This window comes from Kumtagia ephedrae (assembly GCF_003012745.1).
Classification (GTDB): Bacteria; Pseudomonadota; Alphaproteobacteria; order Rhizobiales; family Rhizobiaceae; genus Kumtagia; species Kumtagia ephedrae.
Genome location: NZ_PXYK01000007.1, coordinates 101,491 through 117,925 on the forward strand (window position 1 = coordinate 101,491; position 16,435 = coordinate 117,925).

General features: G+C 67.5%; 16 protein-coding genes. 12 read left to right on the forward strand and 4 right to left on the reverse strand.

The features are described from left to right. Positions 1-176: 176 nt before the first annotated feature. The 4 genes from C7I84_RS09260 (at position 177) to C7I84_RS09275 (ending at position 4,340) form a co-directional block, all read left to right on the forward strand. Positions 177-734 (forward strand): histidine phosphatase family protein, encoded by a 558-nt coding sequence (locus C7I84_RS09260; RefSeq protein WP_106771886.1) that lies wholly within the window; start codon positions 177-179, stop codon positions 732-734. Positions 735-869: 135 nt separating this feature from the next. Then, entirely contained in the window at positions 870-2,117 is a 1,248-nt protein-coding gene (locus C7I84_RS09265; protein ID WP_106771887.1) for a tetratricopeptide repeat protein, read from the forward strand. A 230-nt stretch (positions 2,118-2,347) separates the two neighbouring features. After that, entirely contained in the window at positions 2,348-3,412 is a 1,065-nt protein-coding gene (gene fba, locus C7I84_RS09270; protein WP_106771888.1) for a class II fructose-bisphosphate aldolase, read from the forward strand. A gap of 181 nt (positions 3,413-3,593) precedes the next feature. Then, positions 3,594-4,340, forward strand: a complete 747-nt coding sequence (locus tag C7I84_RS09275; protein ID WP_106771889.1) for a copper homeostasis protein CutC — start codon at positions 3,594-3,596, stop codon at positions 4,338-4,340. Between the two features lie 64 nt (positions 4,341-4,404). Here C7I84_RS09275 and C7I84_RS09280 read toward each other — a convergent pair whose 3' ends face one another. Next, positions 4,405-5,145 (reverse strand): 3-oxoacyl-ACP reductase family protein, encoded by a 741-nt coding sequence (locus tag C7I84_RS09280; RefSeq protein ID WP_106771890.1) that lies wholly within the window; start codon positions 5,143-5,145, stop codon positions 4,405-4,407. Positions 5,146-5,248: 103 nt separating this feature from the next. Here C7I84_RS09280 and C7I84_RS09285 point away from each other — a divergent pair, with 103 nt between their 5' ends. From C7I84_RS09285 to soxG, 5 genes are all read left to right on the forward strand, one after another. Next, positions 5,249-5,875 (forward strand): TetR/AcrR family transcriptional regulator, encoded by a 627-nt coding sequence (locus C7I84_RS09285; RefSeq protein ID WP_106771891.1) that lies wholly within the window; start codon positions 5,249-5,251, stop codon positions 5,873-5,875. Positions 5,876-6,042: 167 nt separating this feature from the next. Further along, positions 6,043-7,302, forward strand: a complete 1,260-nt coding sequence (locus C7I84_RS09290) for a sarcosine oxidase subunit beta family protein (protein WP_106771892.1) — start codon at positions 6,043-6,045, stop codon at positions 7,300-7,302. 229 nt (positions 7,303-7,531) lie between these two features. Next, positions 7,532-7,828: a sarcosine oxidase subunit delta gene (locus C7I84_RS09300; protein WP_106771894.1), complete on the forward strand. Its 297-nt coding sequence runs from the start codon at positions 7,532-7,534 to the stop codon at positions 7,826-7,828. After that, complete coding sequence (locus C7I84_RS09305; protein ID WP_106771895.1) at positions 7,825-10,815, forward strand: sarcosine oxidase subunit alpha family protein; 2,991 nt, start codon at positions 7,825-7,827, stop codon at positions 10,813-10,815. The genes C7I84_RS09300 and C7I84_RS09305 overlap by 4 nt, the downstream gene beginning before the upstream one ends. Beyond that, on the forward strand, positions 10,808-11,395 hold the full coding sequence (gene soxG / locus C7I84_RS09310; RefSeq protein WP_106771896.1) for a sarcosine oxidase subunit gamma family protein: 588 nt from the start codon (positions 10,808-10,810) through the stop codon (positions 11,393-11,395). Before C7I84_RS09305 ends, soxG begins: the two co-directional genes overlap by 8 nt. A gap of 176 nt (positions 11,396-11,571) precedes the next feature. Here the strand turns inward: soxG and C7I84_RS09315 are convergent, their stop codons facing one another. Beyond that, positions 11,572-12,690 carry a DUF2336 domain-containing protein gene (locus tag C7I84_RS09315; protein WP_106771897.1) on the reverse strand — a complete coding sequence of 373 codons (1,119 nt, stop codon included), beginning with the start codon at positions 12,688-12,690 and terminating at the stop codon, positions 11,572-11,574. A 149-nt stretch (positions 12,691-12,839) separates the two neighbouring features. Here C7I84_RS09315 and C7I84_RS09320 point away from each other — a divergent pair, with 149 nt between their 5' ends. Together C7I84_RS09320 and C7I84_RS09325 are read left to right on the forward strand one after the other, a co-directional pair. Further along, positions 12,840-13,292, forward strand: coding sequence for a MaoC family dehydratase (locus C7I84_RS09320; RefSeq protein WP_106771898.1), 453 nt, complete (start codon positions 12,840-12,842; stop codon positions 13,290-13,292). After that, positions 13,292-14,155 carry an HpcH/HpaI aldolase/citrate lyase family protein gene (locus tag C7I84_RS09325; protein ID WP_106771899.1) on the forward strand — a complete coding sequence of 288 codons (864 nt, stop codon included), beginning with the start codon at positions 13,292-13,294 and terminating at the stop codon, positions 14,153-14,155. The genes C7I84_RS09320 and C7I84_RS09325 overlap by 1 nt, the downstream gene beginning before the upstream one ends. 22 nt (positions 14,156-14,177) lie before the next feature. Here the strand turns inward: C7I84_RS09325 and C7I84_RS09330 are convergent, their stop codons facing one another. After that, entirely contained in the window at positions 14,178-14,783 is a 606-nt protein-coding gene (locus C7I84_RS09330; protein WP_106771900.1) for a flavin reductase family protein, read from the reverse strand. Between the two features lie 3 nt (positions 14,784-14,786). Continuing rightward, the gene (locus C7I84_RS09335) at positions 14,787-15,371 is read right to left on the reverse strand and encodes a nitroreductase family protein (protein WP_106771901.1); all 585 of its coding nucleotides are present in this window, start codon (positions 15,369-15,371) and stop codon (positions 14,787-14,789) included. 110 nt (positions 15,372-15,481) lie between these two features. Between C7I84_RS09335 and C7I84_RS09340 the strand changes: the two genes are divergently transcribed. Continuing rightward, positions 15,482-16,429, forward strand: coding sequence for a hypothetical protein (locus C7I84_RS09340; protein ID WP_106771902.1), 948 nt, complete (start codon positions 15,482-15,484; stop codon positions 16,427-16,429). Positions 16,430-16,435 lie beyond the last annotated feature (6 nt).

The window sequence follows — 16,435 nt, forward strand, 5'->3', positions numbered from 1 at the left end:
AGGCGGCGCAACGTCCGTGCGCGTCCACACGTGCATGCCGGCAACGCCCCTGGACCCGCCTGATACCGGCCTGTCAATCGTCGAACACCTTCTGTTGAGCTTTCGCCCCGCGCGCCGGCTTGTCTTTTCGCCGTCGATACCATCCCTATATCCGGGCGACCGCACAGGGAGGCCGGATGCTTCGTTTCGTTTTCGCATTGATCGCGCTCATCGCCACGGCAGTCGCCGCGCCGGCGACGGAAGCCGGCTGGGCGCTGCTGCGCGACGGCGGCCATGTCGTTCTGCTGCGCAACGCCATGGTGAGCGGCGGAGCCGCGGAGCCGGCCAATTTCGACATCGAGAAATGCAGCACGCAGCGCAATCTTTCCGAACGCGGCAAGCAGCAGGCGCGCAAGATCGGGGCGCTGTTCGCCGCCCGCGCCGCGCCGGTCGAGCGGATGCTGTCCAGCCGCTACTGCCGCTGCCTCGAGACGGCGCGTGTCGCCTTCCGCGAAGATCCGGAGCCTTTCGAAGCCCTCGACCCGCTCGCTGCCGACGAAGCGGTCAAGGCCGAGCAGATCAAGGCGATCCTGACCGAGATCACGAATTTCTCCGGCTCGGACAATTTTCTCATGATCACCCATGCCGAGAACATCCGCGAGTTGACCGGCGTTTCGGCGCGCGAGGGCGAGGCGGTGATCGTGCGGCCGGAGGGCGAGCGCCTGCACGTGCTCGGCCGCATCGTGTTCAACTGACCAGTGGTTGTTTTCCGACCGTCGGCGCCGACCTCCACCGCAGCGGGGAAATCGCTCTTTCGCCGCCTTGCGGTTTGCAGCCGGGGCGAAGTCCTGTAGGAGTGGCCCGTTTTTTCTGCTGAAGGAGGTGCCCGCGTGAGTCGTCAATCGGAGCTGGCCCTGAAAACCGCCATCGTGGCGCCCCCCTCCGCCTTCGAGGGAGATGCCTTCAAGGTCGTCCCGCATGCGGGCTCGAAGCAGCTCGCGATCTTCATGAGCGCTTCCGGCGCCAAGCCGGGTTCCTTCAATTTCGTCGACGCCGCGGACGAACTCCCCGCCAACCGGCTATTCCTGAACAATGGCGGCCGCAACGAATGGTACCAGGGCGGCGTCCCGGGCCTGGGCGACGATGTCGATCAAACGCTGCATACGCTTTCGCTCTGGGCCCGCTATCTCGGGGCCGAGGAAATCGTGGTCGTCGGGCAAGGCATGGGCGCACACGGCGCCATCCTCTACGGAACGCAACTCGGCGCGCGCGTCCTCGCCTTTTCTCCGGAAACCACGCTGAAGCTGCCGGCAAGCCGCAGCGAAAGGCTGATGGCGCCGGATGCCCCCATCCGGCACCAGAACCTGCACGGCTTCGTCCGCGCCGCCGAACAGCCGGTCACGGTGATTGCGGGGGAGCGCGATCCTGTCGAGCTCTACTGCATGAGCCTGGCGACGGCGCTGCCGAATTTTCAGGGACGAACCCTCCGCCGGGTCGGCCATGACATTCCGGCCTATCTGCATGGCAGACGCCTTCTGGTGCCGCTGCTGCAGGCCTTTCTCGCCGGTGAACCGCTGCCGCCGCTGCAACAGGACGGCAACGCACTGCGGCACGAGGGTTTTGCCACCTACTTCTATGCGCTGCATGTCGCCCACGACCGGAAGGAATGGAACGCCGCTATCCGCATCGGCCGGGAAGTCACCAAGCAGAACCTGTGGTCGGACCATGCCCACTATCTGCTGGGATTGGCGCTCATGCAGGAAGGGGACCATGCGGAGGCGTTGCGCGCCTTCGCGCTCGCCGACGCGATCCTGCCCGACCAGCCCAACTACCGCTTCAACCTGGCGACGTGTTTCAAGAAGCTCGGCGACTACGATCAGGCGATCGCCATTCACCGCAAGTCAATGCAGGCGTTCCCGCGCTTCGCCAAGCCCAGCTACGACCTCAGCCTGATCTACATGCAGTTCGGGCTCTATGCGAAGGCGCAGACCTTCGCGGCGAAGGCGGCGAAGATTGAGCCCGCCAACAAGGGCTATGCCGCGCATGTCAAGAAGATCAAGGCCAGGGTACAGAAGGGCTCGCAGCCGGGCGACATGTCGGAAGAAGCGGTGCGGATGCGCGCGGTCTACGGAGCCTGAACGGCGGGGCTCGAAATGCCGCCGCCGGGATGGTCCTGCCCGGGCCTCCGGCTTGCTAGGCAGGTAACAGTATCCTTTTAATCGATTGAGCCGCCCGGATGCCGCGTTGCGCTCCGAATCGGCGCTGCAAATGTCGCGAAAAGTTGGAAATTCGCTGTTTTCCCGGTCGTTTTTCCACTATTCGGTCGGCATCCAGATTATTTTTTGCAGATCGTGAGGAGACAGTTTGCATGGCCCGCATCACCCTTCGGCAGTTGCTTGATCACGCCGCCGAGCATGGCTACGGCGTCCCCGCCTTCAACATCAACAATATGGAGCAGGCGCTGGCGATCATGGAAGCGGCGGACGCCGCCAACGCTCCGGTGATCCTGCAGGCCTCGCGCGGCGCCCGCGCCTACGCCAACGACATCATGTTGCGCCACATGATGGACGCCGTCACCGAGATCTATCCGCAGATCCCGGTGTGCGTGCATCTCGACCACGGCAACGAGCCCGGCACCTGCATGACGGCGATCCAGTCGGGCTTCACCTCTGTGATGATGGACGGCTCGCTCAAGGCCGACGGCAAGACGCCCGGCGACTGGGACTACAATGTCGGTGTGACCAAGACGGTCACCGACATGGCGCATCTCGGCGGCATCTCGGTCGAGGGCGAACTGGGCGTGCTCGGCTCGCTGGAGACCGGCATGGGCGACAAGGAGGACGGCCACGGCGCCGAGGGCAAGCTGTCCCACGACCAGCTGCTCACCGATCCCGACGAGGCGGTGAAATTCGTCGCCGAGACCAGGGTCGACGCGCTGGCCATCGCCATGGGCACCAGCCACGGCGCCTACAAGTTCTCGCGCAAGCCGGACGGCAAGGTTCTCGCCATGCACGTCATCGAGGAGATCCACCGCAAGCTGCCGAACACGCATCTGGTCATGCACGGCTCCTCCTCCGTGCCGGAGGACCTGCAGGAGATCATCAACAAATACGGCGGCAAGATGAAGCCGACCTGGGGCGTGCCGGTGGAGGAGATCCAGCGCGGCATCAAGAACGGCGTGCGCAAGATCAACATCGACACCGACAACCGCATGGCGCTGACCGGCCAGATCCGCAAGATTCTCTCCGAGGACCCGAGCGAGTTCGACCCGCGCAAATATCTGAAGCCTGCAATGGCGGCGATGACAAAACTGTGCAAGCAGCGCTTCGAGGAGTTCGGCACCGCCGGTCACGCCGACAAGATCAAGCCACTGCCGGTTTCCGAAATGGCCAAGCGCTACAAGAACGGCAGCCTCGACCCGAAGTTCGGCTGAGCGCGAGCTTTCTCCCCTTTGAGGGAGGAGATGGCCGCGAAGCGGCCAGAAGGGGTACAAGCGGCCGTGCGCCCGCGCCCGTTCTGACGGCGTAAGACGAGGTGCCGAGCACTGCTGCACGTACCCCACCTGGCGGCTTCGCCGCCACCCTCCCCTCGAAGGGGAGGAAACGGAGACGCCAATGCCCCTCATCGAAGTCTGCGTCGAAGGCATTGACGGGCTGGTGGCCGCCCAGGAAGGCGGCGCCGACCGCGTCGAGCTGTGCGCGGCGCTGATCGAGGGCGGCATAACGCCGAGCATCGGTACCGTACGGCAGGCGCTCGCCGTCGCCAAAATCCCGTTCCATGTGATCGTGCGGCCGCGCGGCGGCGATTTCCTCTACAGCGAGCGCGAGTTCGGCTCGATGCTCGATGACGTGGCGGCGCTGCGTGATTTCGGCGTCGCGGGCATCGTCGTCGGCTGCCTGAGGGCCGACGGCACGATCGACGAGCCGCGGATGGCGGCGCTGGCCGAGGCGGCCGGGCCGCTCGCCGTCACCTGCCACCGCGCCTTCGACATGACGCGCGATCCGGCGGAAGCGCTGGAGGCGCTGGCGCGCTGCGGCGTCGGCCGCGTGCTCACCAGCGGCCAGCGCGACACGGCGGTCGAGGGTGCCGACCTGCTCGCCCGCCTGGTGAGGCAGGCGTCCGGCCGCATCATTGTCATGGCCTGCGGCGGGCTCGACGCCGTCAACATCGCCAGTGTTCTGGCTGCCACCGGCGTCGAAGAGATGCATTTCGCCACGCTGAAGAACGTGCCGAGCGGCATGGCCTACCGCAATCCGAATGTCGGCATGGGCGGCACCGACCTCGACCGCGAGTACCGCAACACGGTGACGGATGCCGAAGCGGTGGCGGCAACGATCGCGGCCGCGCAGTCGACTGCCTAAACCCGCACCGGCCTTTCCGGGAGCCGCTGGAAGGTTGCGCCACGACGCCGGCCGACCGCATCGTTCAGACGTTCGCCCCGCCGTCGATCGTGAATTCGGCGCCGGTGACGTTGCGTCCTTCCGGCCCGGCCAGCCAGGCGACGAGTCCTGCGACGTCGTCCGGATCGCTGAAGCGCCGGAGCGGGATCGATCGCAGTTGCGCCGCCGCCCCCGGGCCTGAAGCCGGGTTCATGTCCGTGTCGGTCGGGCCGGGGTGGACGACATTGACGGTGATGCCCCGCGCGCCCAGGTCGCGCGCCATGCCCTTGGTCATTCCGATGAGGGCGGCCTTGCTCAGCGAATAGAGGCTGAGTCCTTCTTCCGGCGCGCGCGTGGCGAAGGTGCTGCCGATCGAGATGATCCTGGCGCCATCGCCCATGTGACGCGCCGCCGCGCTGGAGGCCAGGAAGGGGGCGCGAAGATTGATGGCGACGGTCTTCTCGAAATCCTCCCGGGTAAGTCGGTCGATCGCGCCGACCTCGTAGACGCCGGCGTTGTTGACCAGGACGTCGAGCCTGCCGAGCCGCTCGACGGTCAGACTGACGGCGGTTTCGACCGCGCCGGGATCGGCGCTGTCGGCATGAATCGCCAGGGCGCGGCGCCCCCGCTCTTCGACCGCCCGGACCATCGCTTCTGCCCTGTCGCCCGAGCGGGCGTAGGTGAAGGCGACATCGGCGCCTTCCAAGGCCAGGCGTCCGGCGATCGCGGCACCAATTCCGCGACTTCCTCCCGTGACCAGCGCAACCTTGCCAACCAGCTTGCTCATGTCTCGACTCCTTTTAATTTAGTGATTACTACATATTTCATGCGCCGCTTGCCCAGACACGTCAAGCAGTTTATTTATCGACTGATACAAAAAGGATGAAGGCATGTCCGGACGCGGCAGGCCACGGCAGTTCAATCGTCAGGAAGCGCTGCGGTGCGCGATGGAGCTGTTCTGGGCAAAGGGTTATGGCGGCACGTCGCTGGCGGACCTGACGGCTGCGATGGGCATCAATCCGCCCAGCCTCTATGCCGCCTTCGGCTCCAAGGAAGAGCTGTTCAGCGAGGCGGTGGAGCTCTACGAGCGCAGCGAAGGCCCGGAGATATGGGAAGCGCTGACGACCGAGCCGACCGCGCGCGCCGCCTTCGAGGCCTATCTGAGGCGGACGGCCCATTCCTTCACCCGCTCGGACAAGCCGGCCGGCTGCCTGATCGTGCTGGGCGCGCTCAACGGCAGCGACGCCAGCCCCGAAGCCTGCGCCGTGCTGCGCCGGCATCGCGCCGGAAATCTCGCGGGATTGCGCGAAAGGCTGGAGCGCGGCGTCGCCGAGGGCGAGCTGCCTGCCGGCCTCGACTGCCAGGCGATCGCCAGCTTCTACGCCACCGTCCAGCAGGGCATGTCGATCCAGGCCCGCGATGGCGCCGCCGTCGGGACGCTGCTCGCCGTCGCCGAAGGCGCGATGGCCGCCTGGGACAGGCTGACCGCCGTACCGCGGGAAGCGTCGCCAGCCTGACTTCCGCCCGCGCCAGCCCCCGTTACCCGCGCCGTCGAAGGAACGGCAGGTTGTCGATATCCTCCCGCCAAGTCGGACTTGTGAAAAGCGGTGGCGTAAAACTGGCCTTGGCGCACCGGCTGCGCCTATAGTCTGCCGCGACTCCCTGACCTGGACGATGCCCTGCGATGGCGGAATATTCTGCTCTCTCGATCCTGAAGAACGCGCTTTCGGGCAACCGCCACTGGAAGCCGGCCTGGCGCAAGCCGGACCCGAAGCCGTCCTATGACGTCATCGTCATCGGTGGTGGCGGCCACGGGCTGTCGACCGCCTACTATCTCGCCAAGGAGCACGGCATCACCAACGTCGCCGTGCTGGAGAAGGGCTATCTCGGCTCCGGCAATGTCGGACGCAACACCACGGCCGTGCGCTCCAACTACCTGCTGCCGGAAAACATCCGCTTCTACGAGCAGTCGATGAAGCTGTGGGAGAATCTTTCCCACGACCTCAACTACAACGTCATGTTCTCGCAGCGCGGCGTGCTCAACCTGGCTCACACGCCGGCACAGCTCGACGATTATGCCCGCCGCGGCAACGCCATGCGCCATCTCGATGCCGACGCAGAGCTCATGACGCCGGAGCAGATCGCCCGCCTCGTGCCCGGCATCGACATGTCGCGCTCCGCCCGCTTCCCGATCGTCGGCGGGCTGATGCAGCGGCGCGCCGGCACGGCCCGCCACGACGCCGTCGCCTGGGGCTATGCGCGCGGCGCCGACCGCCGCGGCGTCGACATTCTTGAGAACTGCGCGGTCACCGGCTTCCTCAGGGAAGGCGACCGCGTGGTCGGCGTCGCCACGACGCGCGGCGAGATCAGGGCGAAGAAGGTGGCGGTGGCGGTCGCCGGCTCCACCGGCCACGTGCTCCGCATGGCCGGCATCGAGCGCCTGCCGATCGAGAGCCACGTGCTGCAGGCCTTCGTCTCGGAATCGCTGAAACCCTTCCTCGATACCGTGGTCACCTTCGGCATGGGCCATTTCTACATGGGCCAGTCCGACAAGGGCGGGCTCGTCTATGGCGGCGACCTCGACGGCTACAACTCCTACGCCCAGCGCGGCGGTCTGCCGATCGTCGAGGAGGTGATGAGCGAGATGCTGGCGCTGTTCCCGTCGCTGGCGCCGGTGCGCGTGCTGCGCTCCTGGGGCGGCGTGTGCGACATGTCGATGGACGGCTCGCCGATCATCACCACCGGCCCGCTGCCCGGCATGTATCTCAACTGCGGCTGGTGCTATGGCGGCTTCAAGGCGACGCCGATCTCCGGCTGGTGTTTCGCCTGGACCATCGCCAAGAACGCCCCGCACGAGCTCAACGCCTCCTTCACCCTCGACCGGTTCCACCGCGGCCTCGTCATCGACGACAAGGGCCAGGGCGCGACGCCAAGGCTGCATTGAAACCCACTTTGATGTTCGCATTCCTTCACACCCCCCTCTGTCCTGCCGGACATCTCCCCCACAAGGGGGGAGATTGGCTGTCATCTCCCCTCTCGCCAATCGCCAACGTCGCAGGATGGGCGGCAATGTCGAAGCTGCCGATCTCCCCCCTTGTGGGGGAGATGTCCGGCAGGACAGAGGGGGGTGCCTCGCGCCAACCGTTCACACACTACGCCTGGACCACTTCCCCATGCTGATCCCCTGCCCCTATTGCGGCCCGCGCGACGTGTCCGAGTTCACCTACCAAGGCGACGCCGGCCGCGTGCGTCCGGATCCCGCCTCGACCGACCAGGCGGCATGGAACGCCTATGTCTACGACCGGACCAACCCGGCCGGCGACCATCATGAGTATTGGCAGCACTCCGGCGGCTGCCGCTCGCACCTCAAGGTGACCCGCAACACGCTCAGCCACCGCATCCTCGACGTCGCCTTCGCCCGGCCCTCAACCGCGCATGCCTCGTCCCGCAGACAGGGGCCTCGCCCATGAGCCCGCGCCGCGGCAATGGCGGGCGCATAGACCGCACCCGCACGATCCGCTTCACCTTCGACGGCAGGCCGATGACCGGACATGCCGGCGACACGCTCGCCTCGGCGCTGCTAGCCGGCGGCGTGTCGCTTTTCGGCCGCTCCTTCAAGTACCACCGCCCGCGCGGCCTCTTGTCGGCCGGCGTCGAGGAGCCAAACGCGCTGGTCACGGTGCTGCGCGGCGAGGTGCGCGAGCCCAACATCCCGGCCACCACCACCGAAATCCACGACGGCTTTACCGCCGTCAGCCAGAACCGCTTTCCCTCACTGGATTTCGACGTCGGTGCCGTCAACGGGCTCGCCGGCCCGCTGATCTCGGCCGGCTTCTACTACAAGACCTTCATGGGACCGGTGCTCGGCCCGCTGAAGGGCACGCGCTTCTGGATGATATGCGAGCGCTTCATCCGCCGCGCCGCCGGCCTCGGCCGCGCCGGGCTGGCACCTGATACGGCGCGTTATGAGCGCATGAACGCCTTCTGCGACGTGCTGGTCGTCGGCTCGGGTCCGGCCGGGCTGATGGCCGCCAGCACCGCGGCCGACAGCGGTGCGCGCGTCATCCTGGCCGAGCTCGAGCCGCGCCTCGGCGGCTCGGCCAACTGGTCGGCCGAGACCATCGACGGCACGCCGGCGTCCGAATGGTCTGCGGAAGCCGTCCGCGACCTTGCCGGGCGCGACAACGTCCGGCTGCTGCCGCGCACTACCGTTTGGGGCTACTACGACGACAACACCATCGCGGCGCTGGAGCGCGTCGCAGACCACAAGCCGGCGCCGGCCAAGGGCGAGCCGCGCCATCGCCACTGGACCATTCGCTCCCAAAAGGTCGTGCTCGCCACCGGCGCCTTCGAACGCCCGCTAGTGTTTCCCGGCAACGACCGGCCGGGGGTGATGCTCGCCTCCGCCGCCGAACGCTATGCGCGGGAATTCGGCGTCGTCACCGGCGACAAGGCCGTTCTGTTCGTCAACAACGACGGCGCCTATGCGGCAGCCGCCGGACTGCGCGAGGCAGGCGGCACGATCGCCGCCATCGTCGACATGCGCGCGGAAATCTCCGCCGAGGCGCGCGCCATCGCCGCCGCGGCCGGCTGCGAGCATCTCACAGGCCATGCCGTCGTCGGCACCGAGGGCGGCAAGGCGCTTTCCGGCGTCAAGGTGCAGCGCTTCGACGCCGCCACGCGCCGGCTTTCCGGCGAGCCGCGCCATCTCGATGCCGACTGCCTGCTGGTCTCCGGCGGCTGGTCGCCCGCCATCCACCTCGCCAGCCAGGCCGGCACCGCGCCGCGCTGGGACGACGGCCTGCAGGCCTTCCTGCCGCCGGCGCCGACACAGGCCTGGCTCGGCGCCGGCGCCTTCAACGGCCGCTTCTCCACGGCGCAGGCGCTGGCGGAAGGCATTTCCGCCGGGCTGACCGCCGCCGCCGGCAAGGGCCGTCCGGCCGTCGCACCTGCGGTCGGCAACGCAGCCCCCTTCTCCGAGCCGGCGCCGGTCTTCGAGGTCCCGGCCAAGGGAAAAGCCTTCGTCGACTTCCAGCACGACGTGACGGCCGAGGACGTCCGGCTGGCCCATCGCGAAGGGTTCGTCTCGGTCGAGCACCTGAAGCGCTACACCACGCTCGGCATGGCGACCGACCAGGGCAAGACCTCCAACGTGCCCGGGCTCGCCATCATGGCCGAGACGCTCGGCAAGCCGATCCCCGAGGTCGGCACCACGCGCTTCCGCCCGCCCTTCGCGCCCGTGTCGATCGGCGCGCTGGCGGCCGAGCGTTTCGGCGACATCAAGCCGGAGCGGCTGACGCCGATGCACGACTGGCATGCCGACAACGGCGCCACGCTCTATGCCGCCGGCCTGTGGCTGCGTCCGCAGATCTACGGCCTGTCGGGCGAGACCGTCGATCAGGCCTATGTGCGCGAGGCGCGCATCGTGCGCGAGGCCGCCGGCATCGTCGACGTGTCGACGCTCGGCAAGATCGCCGTGCAGGGGCCGGACGCGGCCGAATTCCTCGACCGGGTCTATACCAACATGTTCTCCACCCTGCCGGTGAACAAGGCGCGCTACGGCCTGATGCTGCGCGAGGACGGTTTCGTCATGGACGACGGCACGACCTGGCGGCTCGGCGAGCACGATTTCCTGATGACCACGACCACGGCCAATGCCGGCAAGGTCATGCAGCATCTCGAGTATTTCCTCGATGTGGTGTGGCCGGACCTCAGGGTGCACGTCACCTCCGTCACCGACCAGTGGGCGGGTGCTGCGATCGGCGGGCCGAAGGCGCGGGAAATTCTCGCCGCCTGCGTCACCGGCACGGCGGTCGACAATGCCGCCATGCCCTTCATGGGCATCGTCAAAGGCGACATCGCCGGCGCGCCGGTGACGATCTGCCGCCTCTCCTTCTCCGGCGAAATGGCCTTCGAAGTCTATTGCGGCGCCGGCCACGGCACGCATGTCTGGGAAGCGCTGATCGAGGCCGGCAAGCCATACGGCCTCGTCCCCTACGGGCTGGAGGCGCTGGGCACACTGCGCATCGAGAAGGGCCATGTCACCGGCGCCGAGATCGACGGCCGCACCACCGCGCACGACCTGCATCTCGACTGGATGCTGTCGAAGAAGAAGCCGTTCATCGGCTCCGCCATGCTGGGGCGCGAGGGTCTTGTCTCGGACGAACGCCTGAGCCTTGTCGGCCTGATCGCCCGCGACAACCGGCCGCTCAACGGCGGCGCGCATGTCGTCGACTACCCCGACGAGGAGCGTCCGCGCTATTCGCTCGGCCACCTTACCGCCGCCTGCTACTCGCCGGCACTGGGCAAGCACATCGCGCTGGCGCTGATCCGCGGCGGCAAGGCGCGCCATGGCACCCGCGCCTACATCTCCGATCCGCTGCGAAAACGCTTCGGCGAGGTCGAGATCGTCAGCCATCACTTCTTCGATCCGGAAGGGACCCGCCTGCATGGTTGAGATGCTGTCGCCTCTGCAGCCGGTGTGGCGCCCGGGCTCGCATGGCAACTTCGCCGACGGCGTCGGCGTGGTGCTGTCGGAGACGCAGCCCGGCTCCATCGTGCAGGCCGCGGCCTGGCCCGGCTCGGAACGGGCCGTCATCGCAGCGATCAAGACGGCAACCGGCCTGTCGCTGCCCGACGGCGCCGGCGGCGGTGTCGCCACGGAGGCCAAGGCGGCTTTCGGCTTCGCGCCCGGCCGCTTCCTGATCGTGGCCGACGACGAGGGGCTGGCTGACACGCTGGTTCAGGCGATCCCAATAAGTGACGGAACCGTCACCGATCTTTCGCATGGTCGTACGGCGATCCGTATCGCCGGGGTGAAGGCGGAGTGGGTGCTGCAGAAATTCTTCGCCGTCGACTTCTCGCTGCCGGCGCTGCCCGTCGGCTCGGGCATCTCGACCAATCATCACGACATTTTCGCGCAGATCCAGCGCACCGGCCCCGACCGTTTCGATCTCTACGTCTTCCGCTCCTTCGCCCGCAGCTTCTGGAAGATGCTCTGCCACGGCTGCGACGAGGTCGGCTACGAGGTGCGATGAGGGTCAGGCTGGCGACGATGCGCGCGGCCCGCGAGGCCGATGCCTGCCGCGGCGTACCCGTCGGCGCCCACAACGACATCTGGTCGGCAGGGCTGACGACGATTGCGGCCGAATGGCGATTCGGCGCCGGCCGGCGAAATCGAATAACCAGGCTGGCCTCGCCGGTGCGCGGAAAGCTACGCGGCCGCGATCGCCATCGCATGGGCGCGGGCGTTCTCGCGCAGTACGTCGACATGGATCGACTTCAGCAGGCTTGCGAGTTCTCCCGCCGGATTCGGGCCGAGTTCCCTCAACATCAGCCATGACACCTCCTGCGGGCCGGCGACGCGCTTGCCCCTCGCGACCTCGCGCCAGACCTTCAGTGCGCGGACGATCACGGTATGGGTGACGGCGGCCAGCCCCGCCCGGTGCAGCAGCGCCGAGACGGCACCGTCGCCGCCGGCGGCGAGCAGCGACTTCACGCGGTGCCCGGCCTCTCCGCTCAGGGCAATCAGGGCGGATCCGAAAAAATCCATCTTGCCGTGCGCGACCACGCGGATGAGGAAGGCGGCGGTGAGGTCGCCGCGCAGACGCAGGTGCTCGATCAGCGCGCCGTGTTCGTCGGCATGCGTGCCTTCGATGAGCATGAGCGATGCCCTGACACAGGCGTCGCGCGCCACCTTCTCGGCGCGTGCATGGCCGATCAGCGCGCGGACCAGCGGCGCCCGGCTCAGCGCGTCGCCGAGCTTGACCAGCAGCATGTGACGGCAGTCCGAGGGCAGCCGCGGATCGGCGACCATGGCTTCGCGCAGTCGCCCGACATGGCCGTGCCTTTCGGCGATGCGGCGGAAGCTGATCGAGGCGATGTCGGCGCCGGGATTGGCGAGAAGGGCCGAGCAGGCTTCGGCTTCGCCCACCTCGGCCAGCGCGGCCGAAACCGACATCGAGATGGCCGACCTGCGGGCGATCAGTTCCTGCGTGGCCACGCTTCCCGTGGCGACCCGGTCGATCAGATCGGCATCGGTGATCAGCGGCGAGCGCCCGATGATCAGGCTGGCCACCTCCGGCTGGTCGGAGGCCAGCGCGCTGATCACCTGCAAGGGGGCGTGCCGGCTCATCGACAGGGCTTCAGCAAGCGCCAGCCGCACTTTCCACGAGGGGTCGTCGAGCAGGAAGGTGAGCGCCGCTTCCGCCGCGCAGCGTTCCTCGAAGGCGAAGCGGTTCTCGATGAAGGCGCGCGCCAACGCACTCGCCGCCGCGGCCCGCTCGGCGACGCGCGCCGTGTTGACCCACCTCAGGAATTGCGACACCACCATGCGGACTGCCCACTACCCCCCGGAACGATGCCCGGTCCCGTCGGCGACCCTAGGAACAAAAGGTTTACGAAGCGTTCACCATGTTCCTTAACCGGCTTGCCAGCCGGGGCGGCGGGGGCTAGCAAGGTCGGGAAACAGGAGGAGATCGCGTGGCGGGCTTGTACCTGGAGGAGTGCCGGCCGGGGCTGGTCGTCCGGCACCAGCTCACCAAGACGGTGACGGAGAACGACAACATGATGTTCTCCACCATGACGCTCAACCCGCAGCCGCTGCATATCGACTTCGACTTCGCTGCCAAGAGCGAATGGGGCCGGCCGCTGGTAAACTCGCTGTTCACGCTCGGCCTGATGATCGGCATCTCCGTGCACGACACGACGCTCGGCACGCTGGTCGGCAATCTCGGCATGCGCGAGACGGTGTTTCCGCATCCGGTCTTCCATGGCGACACGATCCGGGTGGAGACGGAGATCGTCTCGGCGCGCGAATCGAAGTCGAAGCCGGATCGCGGCATCGTCGAGATGGAGCACCGCGCCTTCAACCAGGACGGCGTGCTTGTGGCGCGCTGCCTGCGCCAGGCGATGATGCTGAAGAGGCCCGCCTGATGCGCTCGCTGCTGTTCGTCCCCGGCGATTCGGAGCGCAAGCTCGAGAAGGGATTCGCGTCCGCTGCCGACGTCATCATCGTCGATCTTGAGGATTCGGTCGCAGCGGGCAACAAGGCGGCCGCCCGCACGATCGCGGCCGATTTCATCCGCGCCCGGCGGACCGCGAGGGCCGCGATCTACATCCGGGTCAACGATTTCTCTTCCGGCCTCACGGATGACGATTTGGCGGCGCTGGTGCCGGCGCGGCCGGACGGCATCATGCTGCCCAAGGCATCCGGCCTGCCTGATGTCGAGCGGTTGGCCGCGAGGCTCCGCGTCCAGGAGGCAGAGAACGGCCTTGCCGACGGCGCCACCCGCATTCTGCCAATCATCACCGAGACCGCCGCCGGCGTGTTCGGCGCGGCGAGCTACGGCCAAGGCCACCAGCGTCTTGCCGGCGTCACCTGGGGCGCGGAGGACCTTTCGGCCGCCATCGGCGCGCACGCGACCCGCGACGAGCGTGGCCGCTATACCGACGTCTTTCGCCTCGCCCGCTCGGTCACGCTCCTTGCAGCCTCGGCGGCCGAGACCGCGGCGATCGACACCGTCTTCGTCAACTTTCGCGACACGGCCGGCCTGAAGGCCGAATGCCTCGATGCCGAGCGCGACGGTTTTGCCGGCAAGATGGCGATCCATCCCGACCAGGTGGCGATCATCAACGAGGCGTTCACCCCCTCACCCGAGGTGGTAGCGGAGGCGCGTGCCGTGATCGAAGCCTTTGCCGCCGCCGGCAATCCGGGCGTGGTCGGCATCGGCGGCAAGATGTACGACCGCCCGCATCTCAAGCGGGCAGAGCGCCTGCTGGCCAGGCTGCGTCCGTAACCGCGATGCAGCCTGGCCAGTCTCAATCCCGATCCCATTTCGGCGGGCGCATGGCAAAGGTTGCATCGACGCGGGCATAGTCGAAATAGCCGAGACGGGCGACGTTGCCGGCCTTGGCCGTGTCGAACAGCCCGTCCTTGAGATAGGCCTCGTCGATATGGACGCCGACGACCTCGCCGATCGCGATCGTGGCGGGCGACGACCCGTCGAGCGCCTTCGGGTGGATGATTTCGGTCACCTTGCATTCAAGTGCTGCCGGAGCCTCGGCGACGCGCGGCGGCGCCACCAGCCGCGAGGGTGCGGCCGCCAGCCCCGCATAGTCGAATTCGTTGACGCCGCGTGGCGCCTCCACGGAGGTCCTGACCATCCGCTCGGCAAGCTCGCGGCCGACCAGGTTGACGACGAATTCGCCGGTCTCCTCGGCGAAGGTCACGCTGTCCTTGCCGTTGTCGGAGGAGAACCAGACGAGGGGCGGCTTCGACGAAAGCGCATTGAAGAACGAATAAGGCGCGAGATTGACCTGCCCTGCCCTGCTCATCGTCGATATCCAGCCGATCGGCCGCGGCGCCACGATCGCCTTGAACGGATCATGCCGCAATCCGTGGCCTTTCGCCGGCTCGAAGAACATCGTCTATTCCTTCCACGGCCCGGAGTAGTCGGAATAGAGCGCCGGGACATCCGGGCGCGGCCGCTCCGGCGGCTGGCCTTCATAATTGCCGATGTGGACGAAGCCGACGACGCGCTCGTGCGGCGCCAGACCGAGCAGCCGGCGCCCCTCCTCCACGTCAGAGTACCAGTTGGTGATCCAGTTCGCCCCATAGCCGAGCCCGTTCGCAGCAATCAAAAGGCTCATGGCGGCGGCTCCGCCTGACAGGAACATCTCCCATCTCGGGATCTTCAGGTTCGGTTTCGGGCTCGAAATCACACCGATCACCAGCGGCGCGCGGGAAAACCGCTCGCGCTCCTTCTGCTTGCGGCCTTCCGGCTGCGGCCCCTCGACCGCGTCGACCAGGTCCGCCAGCTTCTCGCCGATCTCCTCGCGTGCCTTGCCGCGATAGAGGATGAAGCGCCAGGGCTCCAGCCGCCCGTGATCCGGCACGCGGCTTGCGATCTTCAGCATCAGGGCGATCTCGTCGTCCGTCGGACCGGGCCCCTTGAGATCCTGGATCGGCGCGGAGCCGCGGGCAAGCATGAAGTCGATGATGGGCGACGCCATTTTATTGTGGTTCCTCGAGTTTTCGCTGAAGCACGCTGGGCGGCGGCTTGGGCCGCGCCCTAGCGCGCGCGGTCTTGAAATTGCCACCGCCTTGCGCTTCAAGGCAAGACATGATCGCGCGAAAATTCCTGCTGGTGGCCGTCGGCCTTGTCGCACTCCCGGCTGCCGCATCCGCGCAGGACCGCGGCGATCGCCTGCACATCGACATGCCCGGTCTGTCCACCTACGCCCCGGCCCAAGCCACCTCGCCCTTGGCGACCGCCGGGCTCGGCCGCATCACGCTGGCGGCGCAACTGGTGGGCGATGGCGCCGAGATCACGCGCGGCCTGGTCTGGCGGGTGTTCGATACCGAGGCAGGCCCGGACGGTAAGCTGAAGCTCGTCGCCTCGGCCAAGGGCGGCACGCAGTCCTTCGACCTGATGCCGGGGCAATATCTCGTGCACGCCTCCTACGGGCGCGCCGGCGCGACCAAGCGCGTGTCGGTCGGCAGCGATGCCAAGCGCGAGGCCTTCGTGCTGGATGCCGGCGGGCTGAAGCTCAATGCGGAGAATTCCGGCGGCCTGCGCATTCCCGGCAACAAATTGAGCTTCTCGGTCTACCAGGGCGACGACAAGCCGGGGGCCGAGCGCGCGCTGATCCTGCCCGACATCAGCCCGGACACGGTGATCCGGCTCAACGCCGGCACCTATCACGTCGTGTCGACCTACGGGAACGTCAACGCCGTCGTGCGCTCCGACATCAAGGTCGAGGCGGGCAAGCTGACCGAGGCTACCGTGGAGCACAGGGCGGCCGAGCTGACGATGAAGCTGGTGCGCGAGGCCGGCGGCGAGGCCATCGCCGACACGTCCTGGTCGGTTCTCACCAATTCGGGCGATCCGGTGCGCGAGAGCGTCGGCGCCTACGCCTCCATGGTGCTGGCCGAAGGCGACTACACCATCGTCGCCAAGAACCGCGACCACATCTACCAGCGCGACTTCACGGTCGAGGCCGGCCGCAACGAGGAGGTCGAGGTGATCGCCGACGAGAATGTTCCGCCGGCCGTGGAGGGCGCGGACTGAGCGCGT